This is a genomic window from Fructilactobacillus sp. X8R2C1 (assembly GCF_059900955.1).
On sequence record NZ_JBWXVI010000001.1, the window covers coordinates 198,189 to 213,362 of the forward strand.

Consider the following 15,174-nt stretch of genomic DNA (forward strand, 5'->3'; position numbering starts at 1 on the left):
TTCCTCCTGTTCAAATAAATAATTTTACTGATTATTTATCGTTCTCCGCAATCTTCTTTTGAATGTAGTCAACTAATTGTTGGACGGTGTTGATGTCTTCATCACTTTCAATTTCGATGTCATATTCATTTTCAAGTCCGTCAACCACTTCAAAAAAGTCAAGACTATCAATATCAACGTCTTCCTTAAGATTAGTGTCCATCTTGATGTCTGATGCTGGTACATCAGTTTGTTTTGCGATTAAGTCCTTGATTTTGTTAAAAATTTCGTTTTGATCTGCCATAATTTATCACTCCATAATATTTTTTGTATTTAGTATCTAATTACTACGGTTCCAATGGTTAATCCCCCACCAAAACCGGTTAAAACAAGGTTGTCACCACGGTTAATCTGATGCTCCTCTACCATTTCACTTAATAGCAGTGGCTCACTCGCCGCAGCGGTATTGCCATACTTATTGATATTAACGGGAAACTTTTCCATCGATAAACCTAATTTGTTAGCAATACTTTTAATAATTCGTTCATTTGCTTGATGAACGATAAAATACTTCACATCACTTAAGCCAATGTTTGCCTTTGAAAGCGCCAGTTTGATGGACTCTGGAACCCTTTGGGTGGCAAAACGATACACTTCATGACCATCCATCTTGAAATACGGCTGGTACGTATCATCAGCGAAGTGCCCAGCCGTTAGCGAATTCCCAAGTTCTCCAACTGTTTCTAAGTCACTAGCAAGTACCTCTGACTCACTTCCATCATTGGTAGCTAGAATTCCCGCAGCACCATCTCCAAACAGGACCGCCGTTGACCGATCAGACCAGTCAATATACTTACTTAATTTCTCACCACCAATTAAAATTCCTTTTGAATGCGGCTTACTTGCAAGCAACGCATTCAAGACGTAAATTCCGTAAGCAAATCCGGAACAAGCGGCGTTCAGATCAAAGGCAACTGCATTGTCGGCATGAAGATTTCCCTGAACCGCTGCTGCAGTTGAGGGAGTTTGAAAGTCTGATGACATGGTGGCTACGATGATGAAATCAACGTCACTTGCAGAAATATTAGCCTTATTAATGAGCTTAGTTGCAACATCAGTACACATGGAAGTATTAGTCTCTGACTTAGAAATGTGACGGGCGTGAATACCGGTCCGTCGTTTGATCCACTCATCAGAGGTATCCATGATTTTAGTTAAATCATGATTAGTAACAACATTATTGGGCGTTGACCTTGCCGTTTCTAAGATTGAAAAACTACCCATTTGCGACTCCTATTACCTATTTTATTGTTCTCTTTCCTTGTTACTTACGATAAAGGTCAACTGAGCGTCGCAAGCCTTTTTATCGCCAACGTATGCCACACACGAAACTGAGCCAGCACTTCCTCTAACCTTATCAATCTTAACCTCAAAGCGTAGCACATCACCGGGCTCCACCATCTTTCTGAACTTCGCGTTGCGAATGCTACCCATATAAACCGTTTTGTTCTTAAACTGGGGCGACTTCAAAATCAGAATTGAAGCCACCTGGGCCATCGATTCAATAATTAAAACACCGGGCATGACTGGATTACCAGGGAAATGTCCTTGGAAATAATTTTCGTTAATTGTAACATTCTTGGTAGCCGTAATGGACTTGCCTGGATCCATCGCATCGACCCGGTCAATAAATAAAATCGGGTAACGATTAGGAATTAGATCCATAATTTCTTTTGCGTTCATTAAACTCAAATTATTCACCTCTATTAATCTAATTTGATTCAAGCATGGTATTTCGAGTAATTACCATGTGTTCATATTCAACAAGTTTTCGTTATTTAGCAATCAAAAACCATTCTAGTTAGAATGATTCTGACATAAAAGCCTGTCATATCAGCATTTTAAAGCAAGTATGTATCTGGTTACACTTGTTTTAATGTGTAATCATGACCAAACTCCCACCTTTGAGTCAAAAAAATCCCATAGCCGATCAACGACTATGGGATATTTAAATTAATTTTAATTTAGGCAAGTAAATGAACACCCTTGTCAACGTAGATAATGTCACCAGTAACACCGGTTGATAAATCACTAACTAAGAAAGCAGCAACGTTACCAATCTGATCAGTTGTTACATTCTCACCATCAACGGTGAATGATTGTGACATTTTAAGCAGGTCACGATGACCCTTAATTCCGGTAACAGCCAAAGTTTTAACGGCTCCAGCGGAAATTGCGTTTACTCGAATTTGGTCTTTACCAAGTTCAGAAGCAAGGTAACGCATAGCTGATTCAAGGGATGCCTTAGCAATTCCCATCATGTTGTAATCAGGAATGGCACGAGTTGAACCCATATAAGTTAACGTTAAAATGCTACCAGGCTTGTTCATAATCTTGCTGGCATAACGAGTAACTGAGATAAATGAGTACGCACTAATGTCTTCGGCTAAGTTGTAACCATCTTTTTTGGTGTTAATCACACCATTTTGAAGGGTCTCTTTGTCAGCAAAAGCAATGGCATGAATAACCCCATCGATGTTTCCAAAACGGTCATGAATTTCGGAAAAAGCCTTTTGGACGTTAGCATCTTCGGCCACGTCACATTCAACCAGTGGGAACTCTTCATCACCAATGGTCTTCTCAATACTCTTCTTTAAACGATCATTTTGGTATGTCAAAATAACCTGAGCTCCAAGTGACTTAATTGCTTGTGCACATCCCCAAGCAATACTTTTCCTATTCGCCACACCCATCACAACAACTTTTTTTCCTTTTAATAAATCAGCCATCTTCAAAATCCTCCTAGAACCAAATATCTAATTTACATCATTATATCAAAAAATTAATTCATTCATTAAAAATTTCGGTAACGGGAAAGTCGCTTAGCAACCAAATCATCCTTAGATAATGCATTTAATTCCCTAATTTTTTTAACCAGATCGTCTCTGAAACGTTCGAAACCATCAACCGTATCAGCTTCGGGAATAATCCGATCAATGATTCCTTCAGACAACAAATCATCCGGCGTTAATTTCATCACTGAAGCAGCTTCTTTCATCCGACTGGGGTCCTTCCACAAAATCGTGGCGTAACCTTCTGGAGAAAGAACCGAATAAATACTATCCTCAAAAGCCCAGACACAATCACCGACAGCCAGTGCTAAAGCACCACCACTGCCACCTTCGCCAATGATCACACTAATATAAGGAACGGTTAGTTGCATTCCTTGTAAGATTAATTGAGCAATCGTATAACCAATTCCATGATACTCAGCATCAACGCCAGGATAGGCGCCTGGTGTATTAATCAAGGTGACAATCGGCCGGTCGAACTTTTCGGCCTGCTTCATCAGACGTAAAGCCTTCCGATACCCGTCTGGTTCTGCGGAACCAAAGTGCCGTTCAATGTTAGAGTTCAGGTCTGATCCCTTTCTAATCCCCACAAACGTAGTGGCAATGTTGTCCATGGTGCCAATCCCACCATAAACAGCGGGATCATCACCATATGCCCGGTCACCATGAAGTTCCATAAAATCATCGGTAATGCCATTGATTAAATCATCAACCCCAATTTTTTTGGCAGCTCTAGCGGCCAGCACCTTATCCCATGCCGTTTTTTTAGCCATTAAGATCACCTACCTGATGCCATTTTAGTAACTTCCCTAACGTTTCTTTCAATTCAGAACGTTTAATGACATCGTCCAAGAAGCCATTTTTAAGCAACGTTTCAGCCCGCTGAAAATCTTTTGGCGGACGCTGTTGGATCGTTTTTTCAATCACCCGACGACCAGCAAAACCAATCAAAGCATGGGGTTCTGACAACAAAATATCACCCTGCATAGCAAAGCTGGCGGTCACACCACCAGTGGTAGGATCGCCCAGCACACTGATGTAAAGCAACCCAGCCTTACTATGCTCAGCTACTGCCTCAGAGACCTTGGCCATCTGCATCAAGGAATGAATTCCCTCCTGCATTCGCGCACCACCAGAAGCAGTAAAGACAATCACTGGTAGACCCTTCTTAGTAGCCGTTTCAAATAAACGAGCCAAGATCTCGCCAGTAGCCGTTCCTAGACTGGCCATAATAAAACGCCAGTCCATTGCGGCAACCGCAACTTTGACACCGTTGATCGTTCCGATTCCCGATAGAACACTTTCGTTTATCCCAGTAACTTCTCTGGCCTTCTTTAGTTTTGCCACATAATTATCGTCTTTAAATTTTTTGGAAGCCTTTAAATCAGTATTAATGGGTGCAAAGTCGTCGCACATCATTTGGATGCGTTCTTTGGCTCCAATCCGAAAAGCATAGACACAATTTGGGCATTCTTTGTACTTACCAAGTTTCTTTTTGTAAAAAGTAGTCCCACAATAAGGACATTTCACCCAAATATCATTAGGAATCTGATCCATTCTTTTGGTCAGCTCATCAGAATTCAAATTCTCAAAATCACTTTTTGCCATGTTTCTTCATCCATTCTTTTAAGAACGTACTTTCAATGTAATTATTGTTAAAATCACCAGCCAAGAAATGCTTGTCATTTAGTAAAGCAATCAAGAAATCTCGGTTAGTTTTGACCCCTTCAATGTGAAACTCATTAAGAACCCGACGCATCTTATGGACAGCCTGTTTCTTAGTGGGCAAGTGAACAATGATTTTGGCAATCATTGAATCGTAGTAGGGCGAAATGACGTCGTTTTGTCCAATGCCAGAGTCCACTCGAACTCCCTTTGTACCATAAGTCTGGTGCAAACTCGTAATCTTACCCGGCGATGGGGCAAAATTATTGCTGGGATCTTCTGCATCAATTCGACACTCCAAAGCGTAGCCTTTTACGTCACAATCAGCCTGCGTGAAGGGTAACTTTTCGCCTTCTGCAACTAAGATCTGAGCTTTAATGATTTCCACATCGGCAACTTCTTCGGTAATGGTGTACTCAACCTGCAATCTGGTGTTCATTTCCATAAAATAGAAGTTGTGATCCTGATCCATTAAGAACTCGTATGTACCTGTATTTGTATACTGGATTCCCTTGGTGGCGTTAACGACGATCTGACCAAGTTCTTGGCGCTTTGCGGAAGTGATTTCAGAACATGGACTTTCTTCAATGATCTTCTGGTGATTACGTTGAAGTGAACAATCACGTTCGGGGAAATAAACAACGTTACCATGCTCATCGGCAATGACTTGCATCTCAATGTGCTTGGCGTCGTTTAGATCTTTTTCCATGTATAATCGGTCATCGCCAAAGGAAAGTTTAGCCTCCCGTTTCGTATCCTGAAAAGCCTTAGCTAGTTCATCGTCATCAGCAACTTTTCGAATCCCTTTACCACCACCGCCGGCAGCAGCCTTCAGCATTACTGGATAACCAATTTGATGAGCGACTTCTTTGGCTTGTTCCACGGAGTCAATAAAACCATCACTGCCAGGAATCGTTGGAACACCACTTTTTTTCATGGCTTCCTTAGCATTGCCTTTATTTCCCATCAAATTTATGACCTTAGCACTTGGACCGATAAACTTAATGCCACACTGATTGCAAAGTTCCGCAAAATCAGCGTTTTCAGACAAAAAGCCATATCCCGGGTGCAAAGCATCGCAACCAGTAAGTACCGCTGCATCAACAATTGCTGCCATATTGAGATATGACTCGTCTGGAAATGGTCCACCGATACAAACTGACTCATCGGCCAATTTTACGAATAAACTATCAGCGTCAGCAGTTGAATACACTGCCACTGCCTTAATATTCATATCATGAAGCGCACGGATAATCTGGACTGCAATCTCGCCCCGATTAGCCACCAGTACCTTTTTAAACATTAAATCACCTTTCACTCACTATGATTCAACCGCAAACATCAACGTTGCATTAGCGATTTCCTGTCCGTCCCTAGTGACAACACCTTTTCCAATTCCAATATTATGTTTAACCTTTAATAAATCGACCTTTAAATGTAAAACATCGCCCGGTCGAAAGTCATCTTTAAACTCAGCTTGTTTGATTCCACCAAAAAAGGCGTTTTTACCCTTGTATTCTGGCATTGATAAGAGAGCAACCACTCCAGTCTGAGCCATTGACTCAAGCACCAACGGACGTGGCAGTGTCGGATGATTACCTTGATTTGCAAAGTACCATTCGTTTCCTGACAACATCTTAGTGGCCTCGGCTCCCTCTCCCGGGGTAATGGTGTCAATCTTATCAATCATCTGAATTGGGGGACGTTGAGGGATATAATCATTAACATTCAATGCCATAACTAATCCTCCTTAATCTCATAAACTGGTTCGTTATACTCAACCATCGAACCATTATCAACCAGACGTTTCACGATGGTTCCGCTCACCGGACTTTTAACTTCATTGACCATCTTCATGGCCTCAATGATACAAACCGTTTCACCCTTTTGAACGCGATCACCATCTTTTTTGAAGTCGGGCTTTTCAGGACTAGGAGCAAAATACAATATTCCCACCATCGGTGCCTTTAGTTGATAATTACCACTAGTAGGTGCATTCAACTGAAGCTTTTCCTGATTTTCATCCGATTTATCATCCGCCGTTTTTTCAACGTGGGTGACTGGTTTAGAATGACTGTCAATCTTGGAGAAATAAAGTTGTTGACCGTTTTCGTCAATTTTTAATTCTTGTAAGTTGGACTTATCAAATTTAGTTATTAATTTTTCAATGTCTTTTTCATTCATTATTGATTCCACTTCTTTATCGCAATGACCGCGTTATGACCACCAAATCCAAATGAATTACTAATGGCGGTATTGACCGGTCTTTTAGCATTCTCTTTATCCACTAGCCTGATATGACTTTCTGGATCCTGGGTACTGACACCAACATTCACTGGCATTTGACTATGCTTCATGGATCCAAGAATTGCCACTGCCTCAATGGCCCCGGCAGCTCCAAGGGCATGACCAGTCATCCCTTTGGTTGAACTAACCAAGACGTGGTCATTATCTTTAAACAACTTGCTAATGGCCTTTGACTCAGAAACATCATTAGATTGAGTTGCTGTGCCATGGGCATTAATGTAATCAAGGTCGGAAGTCTTGATGTGAGCTTCATCCAATGCTTGTTGCATGGCCCCAATGGCCCCTTCCCCATCTGGATCCGGAGCAGTAAGGTTGTAAGCGTCACTCGTTTGGCCGTAGCCAACGATTTCACCCAAAATATGTGCATCACGCGCTTTGGCGTGATCGTAATCTTCAAGCACTAAGGTTCCAGCACCAGCGCCCATTACGAAACCGTCCCGATCTTTATCAAATGGCATGGAAGCGTGAGCTGGATCTTCACTTGAAGAAAGAGCTGTTAGGGCCGCAAAGGCTGAAATCCCAACCGGAGTAATTGCTGCCTCTGATCCACCAGCGATCATCATTTTAGCCTTGCCGGCTTTAAGGTATTCATAAGCATCGCCAATCGCGTTGGTTCCAGTTGCACAAGCTGTAACCACGGCTTTACTGGTGTTTTTAGCGCCAAAGTAGATCGAAATATTGCCAGCAGCCATATTAATAATGGTTTCTGGGATAAATAACGGAGAAAGACGTCTGGGACCCTTTTTGTACATTTTTAGAACCTGCGTCTCGATGGTACTAATACCACCAATCCCAGATCCGTAGATGACGCCAAGATCTTTTCCATCATATTCTCCTCGTTTCAACCCAGCTTGGTCCATTGCTTCTACGGCACTGTAAAGTGCGTATTGCGCAAATGGATCTACTCGATGATAGTCTCGTTTAGCTAAGCGTTTGCTTGGATCAAAGTCCTTTACGCCGGCTGCCACGTGAGCTTTAATCTCAGAGGTGTCAAAACTAGTGATTTTTTCGATTCCAACCTTTGAAGCCAACAAATTATCAATAAAAGTCTCAGCATCGTTCCCGATTGGGGTTACTGCACCCATGCCCGTAACAACAACTCTATTACCCAATTGAATCCTCCCTTAAATAAACGGAACTACATTGTGAGTCCGCCATCAACAGTGATTACCTGTCCGGTAATGTATTGATTATTAATCAAAAACTCGATTGTTTCGGCTACTTCTTCAGCACTTCCAAAACGATGAAGGGGAATGGTATCTTCCCACCTCGAAATAATTTTGTCACTCAATTTGGCCGTCATGTCGGTCTTGATCATGCCAGGAGCAACGGCGTTACAACGAACCCCTCTAAGTGATCCCTCTTGTGCCGTCGTCTTTGTTAAACCAACAATCCCTGATTTGCTTGCCGAATAATTCGCCTGTCCCATATTTCCGTGAAGTCCCGAAATACTGGAAGTGTTGATGATAACACCAGCTCGTTTCTTTTGCATTGTCTTTAAGGCATACTTAGTCATATTAAACGTTCCAACGAGGTTGGTGTCTAACACAGCTTTAAAATCCTCTTCGCTCATCCGCGTTAAGAGTTTGTCCCTGGTAATCCCAGCATTATTAACCAATACATCGAGATGATCATGTTCATCTAAGATCTGGTTCACCATTGACTCAGCGTCTTCTTCTTTTGAAACGTCGCCAATCAAGATCTCAATCTCAGTGTCAAACTGTGACTTTAAATCTTTTACTACGTCATCACTTAATTCTCGATGAGAATTCACAATCACAAAATTATGTGGATCTTTTGCTAATCGTTTGGCGGTTGCCAGACCAATTCCTTTGGTAGCACCAGTAATTAAAACCGTGCTTTTATCATTTTTCGTTGTCATGAATTAGTCCTCCAAACCAAGTTTTGCTTGTAAATCATTCAATTTTTTCAAACTGTCAACGCTATAAGCATCGACATCTTTAAGTGTCTTTTTTGCAAATTTAGTCAGTGTGTTCCCCGGCCCGATTTCAATCAGCGTATCTACTCCGTAGTTTTTGACCATGAATTCTAGATCCGCTTTAAAGTGGGTTGGATTGACCAACTGACGGGTTAACGTATCGGAGAGATTATCCTTGTTAAACAGGTCAACGTCAGTATTGCTGATCACTGGAACCTCCGGGGTTTTAAAGGCAACATTCTCCATTCGTTTTGAAAGCAAATCACTAGCTAGTTGCATCAGCGGAGTATGTGAAGAAACGGCCACTTTTAGGGGAACGACTCGCTTTGCTCCCCGGTTCTTAAGTTTTGCACTAGCTGTTTTGACCCCAGACTCAGTCCCACCAATCACAGTTTGTTCGCTGGTATTGAAATTAGCTGGGTATGCTCCATCAACTTCGTTCGTTACGTCAACCACCACTTTGGGCTCAACCTTTAACACAGCAGCCATTGATCCTGGATTTTGCTGTCCGGCTTCATCCATGTAGTGGCTTCGGTCACGCACTAATTTTAATCCTGATTGAAAAGATAGTGCTTTAGCAGATACTAAAGCACTATACTCGCCTAAACTAAGCCCCATCATTGCCTGCGCTTTAGGAAGCTTACCAGCTAAAATCTGGTAAATTCCATAACTCAAAGTCAAAATGGCAATCTGCGTATTTTCAGGATCGTCAAAAACCTTCGGATCGGATAGATCAAGATTTAAAGTATGCGACGCGGTATCGACCACGTTTTTATAGGTATCGTTATTTTGATACAAGTCAGATCCCATGTTAGCAAACTGTTGTCCCTGCCCACTGAATAAATAACCGATTTTCAAAATTTAAAACACTCCTAAAATAAAAAACACTTTATTATTTATCGTTTTTTTCGTCAATTTGCTTTGCAACATAATCAACTAGGTCAGAAACCGTCTCCATGCCCTCGTCACTATCAATTTCGATGTCATAGGCATCTTCTAGGGCATCCACAATTTCAAAGATATCTAATGAATCTAAATCCAAGTTATCTTTGAAGTTAGCGTCCATTTTAATGTCATCGGGGTTGATATCGGTTTGGTCGGTAACAACCGCCTTAATCTTGTCAAAAATCTGATTCTTATCTGCTTTTTCAGCCATAAATAATCACTCCATTTAATAAAATTTGTTTGTCCTCAATAATTAATTATAACAGTTCCAGTAGTTAATCCGCCACCAAAACCGACAAGGGCAACTTTGTTTCCTCTTTGAATTTTACCGCTTGTAAGCAAATCTGCCAATAGCAGTGGTTCACTAGCTGCCGCTGTATTCCCATATTCATCAATATCAATTGGGAACCGACTTTTCGGCAAATCAAGCCTTCTAACAACGCTAGTAATAATTCTGGCATTAGCTTGATGCATGACAAAAACATCAATATCATCTAAAGCTAAATGAGCATCTGTTAGTGCTATTTTAATTGAACTGGGAACCCTCTTTAACGCAAAGTTAAACACTTTATGACCATCCATCTTAAAGAACCGATTTTCCTGATTGGTACTTTTCCCAAATGGTGTAACGCAGGGAAAGTGTCCAGCTGTTAAAGCTGACCCCAAATCACCATAAGTTTGAAGGGACTCTCCTAAGATCTTCGAATCAGAACTAGGATCATTTTGAACCAAGATTCCAGCGGCTCCATCACCAAAAAGCACGGCAGTTGATCGATCTGACCAGTCCAAAAACTTACTTAATACTTCCGCACCAATCAAAATCCCACAACTACCGTTCTTTTTTGCTAACAACGAATTAAGAATTGACGTTCCAAACGCAAAACCCGTACATGCGGCATCAATATCAAACGCCACCGCATTGGTAGCATCAATTGCACCCTGAACGCTAGCAGCCGTCGATGGAGTCTGATAATCAGATGACATGGTGGCTACAATTACATAATCCAAGTCTTTAGGATCAGTCCCAGAACTTTTCAAAAGCTTTTGAGCCACTTCCACGCTCATTGACGTTGTAGATTCATTAACCGCAATGTGCCGACTTGAAATGCCCGTTCGTCTCTTGATCCATTCATCAGAGGTGTCCATAATCTTAGCCAGGTCGTCATTAGTGACGACCTTTTCAGGAACACTTTTGGCGCTTGAAATAATTTTAAAAGCACTCACTACTTATCACCTACTTAATCGACCCGGTCAGCTAACGAGAATTCAAGTGTGGCCGAACAAGCTTTATCGCCATTAACTTCACTATCAGCCACCATCGTGTAGGTTCCATCGTTAACTTCTTTTAAATCAACGTGAACTTTCAAAGTGTCGCCGGGTCGAACCATGTGTCTAAACTTCACATTTTTAGTTTTGTTAAGTTTAGTAACCTTACTTTTAGGATCAACATCAAGCGATTTCAAAATGAGGATTGACGCCACCTGCGATAAGGTCTCAACAATTAAAACTCCTGGCATTAGTGGAAATCCGGGAAAATGACCCTGAAAATAATTTTCATTAGCGGTGACGTTCTTTACAGCATCGATTGACTCGCCCGGGGTTAGCTGATCCACTCGGTCCACAAATAAAGTTGGGTTACGGTTTGGAAGAATTTCTATTATTTTATCAATGCTTAACTGTTCCATATTTTCATCTCACAAAATTTAGTTTTACGTTACAAATGTGACTTTTGGTAACATCTTAACGTTTATTCAAACTGAGTGCTTCGCTACTTACTAACAGGATTTTATCCTTTGAATTATACCCAATCGCCCATCGATTTCCGTATCGATCTCCAGGAATTCCTGGGAATTTATCGGCCTCATCATTATCCATATCTTGAAGATAATCATAGGACTCTGGGATGGGAGCCGAGTAACGATCGATTCCAACACCATCAACATAGTACATCCGCCAGTGATTGGTGTCATTTATGAAATGATGCTCTTGATCATAGGAACCGGGCATAACCTCAACGCTGTACTCAAGGTAATCTGGGTTGACCAGAACAGTATGCCCATTATCCATGATTGCGGAATAATAAGTGCCATAGTCCACCAAATCTGGATAACGATGACGTTCAATCTTTTGCCGTGGCGCCAGCTCAATATCTGTCCCATCAATCACTCTCTGTTTATTAGGATGTCGTTTTTCATCGATTTCAGTTTGAAATTTTTTCAAGAATTCATTGGCCGAACCGTGCAATTTGGAAATACCATCCGAAATCCGATTTTTTCTAACCATGATACTGTCCCTCCTTAATTTTTTTACACTTGATTTTACCACATTGAAGACTAAATTCTAACGTTTGGGCACCAAGGTATCGTATACTTGCTTATAGTATAAGAGATCAAATAATCAATGAAGGTAGGTAAGAAAAATGGAATTGAAGCTTGAACGAATCTATACCAAGCCCGTCGATAAGGATGGATACCGAATCCTAGTTGATCGTCTCTGGCCTCGTGGAATCTCGAAGGTTAACGCCGATCTAGATATTTGGTTCAAATCAATCGCTCCAAGTACCGAACTAAGAAAATGGTTCGGACACGACCCCGCCAAGTTTGAGGAATTCAAACAAAAGTATTTGGATGAACTAAAAAATAATCCACAAATGCCCGGATTTATATCATTAATTTCCACCCATTTAAAATCTGGTAATGTAATTTTATTGTACGGAGCAAAGGATACAAAGCATAATCAAGCGATCATTATCTATCACTATTTGCTTGCCCAACCTGAGATTAAAGCAGTACTCAATCAGTAATGGAGGAATTTAACATGAAAACAGTAGAAATTGGTAAATCAGACGTAACGACCGTCCCACTAGGTTTAGGCACTAATGCCGTTGGTGGTCACAACTTATTTCCAAACTTAAGTGACCAAACCGGAATCGAAATCGTTAAAACAGCTTTAGACTCTGGCATTACCCTGCTAGATACTGCCTTTGCGTATGGCATGGGCGAATCAGAAAAACTAATCGGTGAAGCCATCAAGGGATACGATCGTTCTAAGATTCAGATCGCTACTAAGGGTTGTCAAAAGGTTCAAAGCGATGGAAGCGTTGTTATTGATGACTCTCCGGAATACTTAAAACAATGCGTCGAAGATAGTTTGAAACGACTTCAAACCGACTACGTTGATATCTTCTACATCCATTTTCCAGATGATCACACCCCATTAAACGAATCAGTGGCTGCTTTAAACGAAATGAAAAAAGCCGGTAAGATTCGTGCCATCGGAGTTTCAAACATGTCAATGAAACAATTAAAGCAGGCCAACCTTGACGGACTGGTTGACATTGATGAAGAAGAATACAACTTGATTGATCGCTCAGCCGAAAGGGAAAGATTCCCATATCTAAAGGAACACGATATTTCATTTGTTCCATTCTTCCCACTTGCATCTGGACTCTTGACCGGCAAGTACAGCAAAGAGACTAAGTTCCCAAAGGATGATATCAGACATGACAATCCCGACTTTAAAGGCAAAGAGTTCAAAAAGATTGTTGAAAAAGTTGACCAACTAAAGCCAATTGCCGACAAGCATGACGCTACCGTTGCTCAAATCGTCATTGCTTGGTACATCAAGAATCCTGATATCACGGTTGTTATTCCGGGTGCCAAAAAGCCAGAGCAAGTCAAAAGCAATGCTAAAGCGTTAGACATTGACCTTAGCCACGCCGAGTATGATCAAATTAACACCCTATTTAAATAGAAATTAAGAAATGAAAAGCGTTCATCAAATGATGAACGCTTTTTTGACACTTATTTACTTTTAATTTCACGGTAGAAAATGATTTGAGCCGCTGAATTCCAGAAACTAATGAAAATCATTGGAACATATACAATTACAGAAACCACCGCGGCTAAAATAGAATTACCCTTCACAACGGTTGTAACGGCTGTCATCAAAATGGTTAATACGAAATACATACAGAAAAATAACAGCTGCAGATAAAAAAAGTTCCACTTGTAACCCTTCGTTGTTTGCCAAGCATCGGTAAATGCTTGAGTAATCCCAACTTCTTTTCCGGTCTCAATTTCATCTTGATACGAATACATCCAAAGACCCCATCCAACCGACAAGATGACGCCGGGAACAATCAATAGGAGGGTTGCAAAGGCCTCTGCAAGTGTCATTAATAGTCCTACCAGAATGATGACAGGCCAATTATACTTACGATTAAAAGCCACAAAAGCATTCTTAAACTTAAAACTATCATTTTGAATACTCTTGGCGTATCCCATGGCCAGAGAGGCAGAAAATAAGATTCCCACCAGACCAACGATTAATTCAAAGATTGAGAAAAGGGCTCTTTGCATGCCTTGAAGCTTGAACAACATCATTGGATCCGAAAAAGCTCCCACGACCCCAGCTGGGATGCCCATTAAAAACATCATCCACCAGTTCTTCTTAACGATTCCCCACGACTTTGTCATTGCATTTGCAATCATATGTATTCCTCCATTTTTCGTTACTAGAATTATCACACGCCGAGTTCTTTTTGACAACGTAAAAAAAGAGAAGCAACTTGCTTCTCTTTTTGTAACTAATGATTAACTATTTAATTTCTTCGTAGAATTTAATGTTAGCCATTGAGAACCATACCATGTAAAAGATTGAAATTGCGATGGCGAGCACCGTCAAAATGACTTCAAGCACAATTGCAAAGACGGTCCATGTCAACATTGAGGCAAAGATCCACCAGAGAAGTGCACCTACCAGGACAATTACCGCGTAGGTTACGATGGCAATGATTAGGTTCAAAACTTTCAAACCAATCAGACCCCAACGATTGCCAGTCATGAGTTTCCATGAAGCTGAAAAGCCATCCATTAGATGAACTTTTTTACCAGCTCGTTGAGCATCAAAGTAGGTTAAGTAAATGAACGCTAACCCAGTGGCAACAAAGATCCAAGCAATTCCAACTAATGCTAGAATCACAATTCCAACAATGATCAAAGCGACCACTTGAGCGGTGGTGGTGTTAAAACCAAAGACTCGAGGAACAAATGAAGCACTAATAACGCCAGCGGAGGCAACAAATAATGCACCAAAAATGAAACTAATCAAATCCATAAAAGCGGCATACAGTGCTGCCACTAACCAAGTGTTTCCTTGTTTAAATGCCACAAAGGCATCCTCAAATTTAAACGTATTGGTCTCGTCACCAGTCAGGTATCCCATCGCTGCTGATTCAAATAATACAATCCCAATAATTCCAACGATGATCGAGATTAACCAGATACTAAAACTGGCACCCAAACTATAACTTAAACTCAAAGCCTCAGAATTTTGCAGGCTGCTAACCAATCCACCCAGAACAGCGGATATTAAGATCGCAGGAACAACCATTGCTAACAAAATCCAAAAATGCTTTTTGGTTACGTTAAGGGCACTTTTAATTGCTTTAATAATCATAATAATTCTCCCTTTGTTAATTTATTT

The 15,174-nt window shown here is 40.9% G+C and carries 20 protein-coding genes; 2 read left to right on the top strand and 18 right to left on the bottom strand.

The genetic code is table 11. The annotated features are described in order from the left end of the window. Positions 1–31: 31 nt before the first annotated feature. From AC6UD6_RS01065 to AC6UD6_RS01140, 16 genes are all read right to left on the bottom strand, one after another. Positions 32–283, bottom strand: coding sequence for an acyl carrier protein (locus AC6UD6_RS01065; protein ID WP_500693426.1), 252 nt, complete (start codon positions 281–283; stop codon positions 32–34). A gap of 29 nt (positions 284–312) precedes the next feature. After that, positions 313–1,263 carry a beta-ketoacyl-ACP synthase III gene (locus AC6UD6_RS01070; RefSeq protein WP_500695345.1) on the bottom strand — a complete coding sequence of 317 codons (951 nt, stop codon included), beginning with the start codon at positions 1,261–1,263 and terminating at the stop codon, positions 313–315. Between the two features lie 21 nt (positions 1,264–1,284). Then, on the bottom strand, positions 1,285–1,731 hold the full coding sequence (gene fabZ / locus AC6UD6_RS01075) for a 3-hydroxyacyl-ACP dehydratase FabZ (protein WP_500693424.1): 447 nt from the start codon (positions 1,729–1,731) through the stop codon (positions 1,285–1,287). 272 nt (positions 1,732–2,003) lie between these two features. Next, positions 2,004–2,768 carry an enoyl-ACP reductase FabI gene (fabI, locus tag AC6UD6_RS01080; RefSeq protein WP_500693423.1) on the bottom strand — a complete coding sequence of 255 codons (765 nt, stop codon included), beginning with the start codon at positions 2,766–2,768 and terminating at the stop codon, positions 2,004–2,006. 65 nt (positions 2,769–2,833) lie between these two features. Then, entirely contained in the window at positions 2,834–3,604 is a 771-nt protein-coding gene (gene accA, locus AC6UD6_RS01085) for a carboxyltransferase subunit alpha (protein ID WP_500695346.1), read from the bottom strand. Next, positions 3,597–4,439 carry an acetyl-CoA carboxylase carboxyltransferase subunit beta gene (locus AC6UD6_RS01090; protein ID WP_500695347.1) on the bottom strand — a complete coding sequence of 281 codons (843 nt, stop codon included), beginning with the start codon at positions 4,437–4,439 and terminating at the stop codon, positions 3,597–3,599. The genes accA and AC6UD6_RS01090 overlap by 8 nt, the downstream gene beginning before the upstream one ends. Next, a complete protein-coding gene (accC, locus tag AC6UD6_RS01095) occupies positions 4,426–5,799 on the bottom strand; it encodes an acetyl-CoA carboxylase biotin carboxylase subunit (RefSeq protein WP_500695348.1) in 1,374 nt (457 codons plus the stop codon). The genes AC6UD6_RS01090 and accC overlap by 14 nt, the downstream gene beginning before the upstream one ends. Positions 5,800–5,817: 18 nt before the next feature. Next, positions 5,818–6,234 carry a 3-hydroxyacyl-ACP dehydratase FabZ family protein gene (locus AC6UD6_RS01100; RefSeq protein ID WP_500695349.1) on the bottom strand — a complete coding sequence of 139 codons (417 nt, stop codon included), beginning with the start codon at positions 6,232–6,234 and terminating at the stop codon, positions 5,818–5,820. Between the two features lie 2 nt (positions 6,235–6,236). Continuing rightward, positions 6,237–6,680, bottom strand: coding sequence for an acetyl-CoA carboxylase biotin carboxyl carrier protein (locus AC6UD6_RS01105; protein WP_500695350.1), 444 nt, complete (start codon positions 6,678–6,680; stop codon positions 6,237–6,239). After that, entirely contained in the window at positions 6,680–7,915 is a 1,236-nt protein-coding gene (gene fabF, locus AC6UD6_RS01110; RefSeq protein ID WP_500695351.1) for a beta-ketoacyl-ACP synthase II, read from the bottom strand. The genes AC6UD6_RS01105 and fabF overlap by 1 nt, the downstream gene beginning before the upstream one ends. A gap of 26 nt (positions 7,916–7,941) precedes the next feature. Further along, complete coding sequence (fabG, locus tag AC6UD6_RS01115) at positions 7,942–8,685, bottom strand: 3-oxoacyl-ACP reductase FabG (RefSeq protein WP_500695352.1); 744 nt, start codon at positions 8,683–8,685, stop codon at positions 7,942–7,944. Between the two features lie 3 nt (positions 8,686–8,688). Next, the gene (locus AC6UD6_RS01120) at positions 8,689–9,600 is read right to left on the bottom strand and encodes an ACP S-malonyltransferase (RefSeq protein ID WP_500695353.1); all 912 of its coding nucleotides are present in this window, start codon (positions 9,598–9,600) and stop codon (positions 8,689–8,691) included. A gap of 34 nt (positions 9,601–9,634) precedes the next feature. Next, positions 9,635–9,898, bottom strand: coding sequence for an acyl carrier protein (locus AC6UD6_RS01125; protein ID WP_500693414.1), 264 nt, complete (start codon positions 9,896–9,898; stop codon positions 9,635–9,637). A gap of 35 nt (positions 9,899–9,933) precedes the next feature. Continuing rightward, positions 9,934–10,911, bottom strand: coding sequence for a beta-ketoacyl-ACP synthase III (locus AC6UD6_RS01130; protein ID WP_500695354.1), 978 nt, complete (start codon positions 10,909–10,911; stop codon positions 9,934–9,936). A gap of 14 nt (positions 10,912–10,925) precedes the next feature. Continuing rightward, entirely contained in the window at positions 10,926–11,372 is a 447-nt protein-coding gene (gene fabZ / locus AC6UD6_RS01135; RefSeq protein WP_500695355.1) for a 3-hydroxyacyl-ACP dehydratase FabZ, read from the bottom strand. A 55-nt stretch (positions 11,373–11,427) separates the two neighbouring features. Beyond that, positions 11,428–11,970, bottom strand: a complete 543-nt coding sequence (locus tag AC6UD6_RS01140) for a hypothetical protein (RefSeq protein ID WP_500693411.1) — start codon at positions 11,968–11,970, stop codon at positions 11,428–11,430. 136 nt (positions 11,971–12,106) lie between these two features. On the opposite strand from AC6UD6_RS01140, the gene AC6UD6_RS01145 reads away from it, so the two are divergent. Together AC6UD6_RS01145 and AC6UD6_RS01150 are read left to right on the top strand one after the other, a co-directional pair. Continuing rightward, a complete protein-coding gene (locus AC6UD6_RS01145; protein WP_500695356.1) occupies positions 12,107–12,490 on the top strand; it encodes a DUF488 domain-containing protein in 384 nt (127 codons plus the stop codon). 14 nt (positions 12,491–12,504) lie between these two features. Next, complete coding sequence (locus AC6UD6_RS01150; protein ID WP_500695357.1) at positions 12,505–13,440, top strand: aldo/keto reductase; 936 nt, start codon at positions 12,505–12,507, stop codon at positions 13,438–13,440. A gap of 50 nt (positions 13,441–13,490) precedes the next feature. Here the strand turns inward: AC6UD6_RS01150 and AC6UD6_RS01155 are convergent, their stop codons facing one another. After that, on the bottom strand, positions 13,491–14,180 hold the full coding sequence (locus AC6UD6_RS01155) for a hypothetical protein (protein ID WP_500695358.1): 690 nt from the start codon (positions 14,178–14,180) through the stop codon (positions 13,491–13,493). Positions 14,181–14,286: 106 nt separating this feature from the next. Continuing rightward, positions 14,287–15,147 carry a hypothetical protein gene (locus AC6UD6_RS01160; protein WP_500693407.1) on the bottom strand — a complete coding sequence of 287 codons (861 nt, stop codon included), beginning with the start codon at positions 15,145–15,147 and terminating at the stop codon, positions 14,287–14,289. Positions 15,148–15,174 lie beyond the last annotated feature (27 nt).

Excerpts from the sequence above, each read along its gene's own strand:
- AC6UD6_RS01065 (WP_500693426.1), bottom strand. The coding sequence starts at position 283 with ATGGCAGATCAAAACGAAATTTTTAACAAAATCAAGGACTTAATCGCA.
- AC6UD6_RS01070 (WP_500695345.1), bottom strand. The coding sequence starts at position 1,263 with ATGGGTAGTTTTTCAATCTTAGAAACGGCAAGGTCAACGCCCAATAAT.
- fabI (WP_500693423.1), bottom strand. The coding sequence starts at position 2,768 with ATGGCTGATTTATTAAAAGGAAAAAAAGTTGTTGTGATGGGTGTGGCG.
- accA (WP_500695346.1), bottom strand. The coding sequence starts at position 3,604 with ATGGCTAAAAAAACGGCATGGGATAAGGTGCTGGCCGCTAGAGCTGCC.
- AC6UD6_RS01090 (WP_500695347.1), bottom strand. The coding sequence starts at position 4,439 with ATGGCAAAAAGTGATTTTGAGAATTTGAATTCTGATGAGCTGACCAAA.
- accC (WP_500695348.1), bottom strand. The coding sequence starts at position 5,799 with ATGTTTAAAAAGGTACTGGTGGCTAATCGGGGCGAGATTGCAGTCCAG.
- AC6UD6_RS01100 (WP_500695349.1), bottom strand. The coding sequence starts at position 6,234 with ATGGCATTGAATGTTAATGATTATATCCCTCAACGTCCCCCAATTCAG.
- AC6UD6_RS01105 (WP_500695350.1), bottom strand. The coding sequence starts at position 6,680 with ATGAATGAAAAAGACATTGAAAAATTAATAACTAAATTTGATAAGTCC.
- fabG (WP_500695352.1), bottom strand. The coding sequence starts at position 8,685 with ATGACAACGAAAAATGATAAAAGCACGGTTTTAATTACTGGTGCTACC.
- AC6UD6_RS01125 (WP_500693414.1), bottom strand. The coding sequence starts at position 9,898 with ATGGCTGAAAAAGCAGATAAGAATCAGATTTTTGACAAGATTAAGGCG.
- fabZ (WP_500695355.1), bottom strand. The coding sequence starts at position 11,372 with ATGGAACAGTTAAGCATTGATAAAATAATAGAAATTCTTCCAAACCGT.
- AC6UD6_RS01140 (WP_500693411.1), bottom strand. The coding sequence starts at position 11,970 with ATGGTTAGAAAAAATCGGATTTCGGATGGTATTTCCAAATTGCACGGT.
- AC6UD6_RS01145 (WP_500695356.1), top strand. The coding sequence starts at position 12,107 with ATGGAATTGAAGCTTGAACGAATCTATACCAAGCCCGTCGATAAGGAT.
- AC6UD6_RS01150 (WP_500695357.1), top strand. The coding sequence starts at position 12,505 with ATGAAAACAGTAGAAATTGGTAAATCAGACGTAACGACCGTCCCACTA.
- AC6UD6_RS01155 (WP_500695358.1), bottom strand. The coding sequence starts at position 14,180 with ATGATTGCAAATGCAATGACAAAGTCGTGGGGAATCGTTAAGAAGAAC.
- AC6UD6_RS01160 (WP_500693407.1), bottom strand. The coding sequence starts at position 15,147 with ATGATTATTAAAGCAATTAAAAGTGCCCTTAACGTAACCAAAAAGCAT.